Origin of the sequence: Nocardia abscessus NBRC 100374 (assembly GCF_000308455.1) — a bacterium.
Classification (GTDB): Bacteria; Actinomycetota; Actinomycetes; order Mycobacteriales; family Mycobacteriaceae; genus Nocardia; species Nocardia abscessus.
Window position 1 is genome coordinate 1 of sequence record NZ_BAFP01000238.1, and the last position, 2947, is coordinate 2947.

4 protein-coding genes are annotated in these 2947 nt (G+C 65.3%); all 4 read right to left on the reverse strand.

Going from position 1 to position 2947, the window contains the following annotated elements; translation table 11 throughout:
• The coding region (locus tag ON19_RS30965) for an IPT/TIG domain-containing protein (protein ID WP_174377752.1) at nucleotides 1–1014 on the reverse strand (1014 nt) is incomplete at its 3' end.
• Between the two features lie 398 nt (nucleotides 1015–1412).
• Nucleotides 1413–1661 carry a DUF4192 family protein gene (locus tag ON19_RS30970; RefSeq protein WP_043700872.1) on the reverse strand — a complete coding sequence of 83 codons (249 nt, stop codon included), beginning with the start codon at nucleotides 1659–1661 and terminating at the stop codon, nucleotides 1413–1415.
• A gap of 111 nt (nucleotides 1662–1772) precedes the next feature.
• Nucleotides 1773–2231: a hypothetical protein gene (locus tag ON19_RS30975; protein WP_043700874.1), complete on the reverse strand. Its 459-nt coding sequence runs from the start codon at nucleotides 2229–2231 to the stop codon at nucleotides 1773–1775.
• Nucleotides 2232–2489: 258 nt separating this feature from the next.
• Nucleotides 2490–2947, reverse strand: a 458-nt coding sequence (locus ON19_RS30980; protein ID WP_043700707.1) for an IS256 family transposase, incomplete at its 5' end; no start/stop codon positions are given.

Here is a 2947-nt window from a genome sequence, read left to right on the forward strand (position 1 = left end):
GGAGTTCGGCACCACCGTGGTCAGCGTGGGCACGGCGACGTAGGTGTAGGAGAGTCCGTTGCTCGTGCCCCCGGCAGTGGTGACGGTGACCTGTACCGTCCCCGTTCCGGCGGGAGCGACCGCCGTGACCTGCGTATTGGAGTTGACCGTGAACGAGGTCGCCGGTGTACCACCGAAACTGACCGCGCTGGTGGTGGACAGGCCCGTGCCGGTGAGGACGACCGTTGTGCCGCCGGTGACCGGCCCCGAATTCGGGTTGATCGAGGTGAGGCTGGGGACTCCGGCATAGGTGTAGGAGACGCCGTTGCTGGTTCCACCCGAGCCGGTCACGGTGACCTGTACCGTCCCGGAACCTGCAGGCGCGGTGGCCGTGATCTGGGTAGGCGAGTTGACGGTGAAAATGGTTGCGGTGCTGCCGAACCGTACCGTCAAGGGACCGGTGAAGTTCGTGCCGGTGATCGTGACACTGTTACCACCCGACGCGGGACCCGCGGTCGGGGAGATGGACGTGATGGTCGGAACTATGACATAGACGAAGGTGACCGGGTTGCTGGTGCCGCCAGGACCGGTGACGGTGATCGACACGATTCCGCTCCCGGCAGGGGATACGGCGGTGATCTGGGTGTCGGAGTTGACCGTGAACGAGGTTGCCGGTGTGGCACCGAAGTTGACCGAGGTGACTCCGGTCAGGCCCGATCCGGTGAGTGTGACCGTCGTCCCGCCGGAGGTGGACCCTTGGCTGGGGCTGACACTGCTCAGGGACGGGACCGGGAGATAGGTATAGGAGACCCCGTTACTGGTACCGGCCGCGGTGGTGACGGTGACCTGTACGGTACCGGCCGAACCGGCGGGCGCGATGGCCGTGATCTGGGTGGGGGAGTTCATGGTGAAAGTGGTTGCGGTGCTCCCGAACCGAACCGTCGTCGGACCGGTGAACCCGGTACCGGTAATCGTGACGCTGGTACCCCCCGTCGTCGGCCCTGACGTGGGGGAGATGGAAGTGATGGTAGGCATGGCGCAGCCTCCTCGTTGCCGTGGTGCTAAATCCTCTGCACCGGATTGGTGCACGACTCGATCGGCGGCCCGCCTTCTCCATTAACGCCCCAGGACTAGTTGCTGGGCAACGTATCTCCGATCTGTTTTTGTCCGTTTTGGATGCTGGCGATGGAGACGAGGACGTTCTATCGGGCCCTGCGGCAGCGGCGTGGCTGAGGCGAGGCGAGAACAAGGCAGATCTGCCGAAACGCTTTATCCCGCAAGATGGGATGACGGTGCACCGGTCGGCATTCGGGGGCCGATGACCCTCCGATTCGACTCGGGCGGCACACCCCCCGATGAGGCGGCGGCGCAGCGAACGGTGCTGCTGCGGCGCCGCGCCGCGCCGTGTTCGGCCCGGCCCGTGTTCGGTGTCGCTACGGGATGGTGATGCCGAGGTCGGCGGCTGCGACGGCGAACCGCGCGAACCGGTGCGCTACGCCTGGTGGGAGGGCACGTTCGAGCGCGGCGTTGACCAGCCGGGCGATGATGTGTGTGGGATCGGCCTCGAGTGCGATCGTGATCGCGAGCCTGGCCAGGGTGCCGTCGCCGCGCAGGTGTGCGCTGTAGGTGAGCAGGACCGCGGCCTCGGCGCGATAGCGGCCGGTGAGGCTGCGGGTCAGCATGATTTGCCGACCGGTTCGACATCTGCCGACTTGACGACGACCGTGCCGGGCGATCGGAGCGAGAGTCGACCGGTGCGATGGTCGCTATCGCTCGGCGACTATCGGGTGTCGTTATAGCGGCCGACCTTCCAGACATGCCATCGGACTGCTGCGGCGACAACGACTGTCGCACCGGTATTCCCGCCACGGGCGAGTACGGCCAGAACGCGGTCCCGCAGCGATGGCAATAGAACCCGGCCCCCACAGCGCGTGCGCGTGCGGGCGTCCGCGCAGGATTCGGTTGTTGTGACGGCGTCGGTCCCGCGCAGCCGCGAGCGTCAACAGGCCCGGCGAGGCGTAAATCCCGACCATGAACACCCCGGACACAGCCATCGACATCTGGGCTCGTCCCGGTTCTTCGCCGACAGTGCCGATGGCCAGAACGATGAACATCAAGAACGCGGGAAGCAGCAACATCCAGCCCACCCGGGTCAAACGCCGCGTCGGTTTCCAGTCCGGCTCGCGGGCGAAGCTGTTGGCCAGCGCGGTGATATGGGTTCGATCGACGGTCATGGTGCCGAACACCGGCACGAGCCCGCTACTCGACACTCCGAAACCCGAATACGATCCGCCTCCCCATCGAGACCGAGGTCCCGTCCGAGCACAACGCGGGCACACTCTGCACCCAGTCGAGTCGTCCACAGCTCGGGCAGGTGATGTCGATATCCATCCGCCGATCTCCCGAAGCTCGAAAGCTCTGCTCCGCGCAACTCGGTCATGAGGGTGGCGAACGCGCGGACGTGGCCGGCGGGGACTGTCTAATTAACGGTTGATCTTGGTTGGTGATTCTCAGTGGTTGGTGGGGATCAATCGGCCTTCGAAGGCGATCTGGAAGGCGTTGAGCGGGGCTTTCCAGCGCATGGTCCACCGTTTGCGGCCTTTGCCGGTGGGGTCGAGGCTCATCAACGCCATGTAGACGCATTTCAGGGCTGCGGTCTCGTTGGGGAAGTGCCCGCGGGCCCGGACGGCTTTGCGGATGCGGGCGTTGACCGACTCGATCGCGTTCGTCGAGCAGATCACCTTGCGGATCTCGACGTCGAAGGCCAGGAACGGCACAAATTCCGACCAAGCATCCGACCAGAGCTTCACGATCGCGGGATATTTGCTGCCCCAGACCTCGGAGAACTCGAGGAATCGTTCGCCGGCCGCGTCCTCGGTCGGCGCGGTGTAGACCGGTTTCAGCGCTTTGGCGATCTTGTCCCAGTCCTGACGGCCGGCGTAGCGGAAGCTGTTTCGCAGCAAATGGA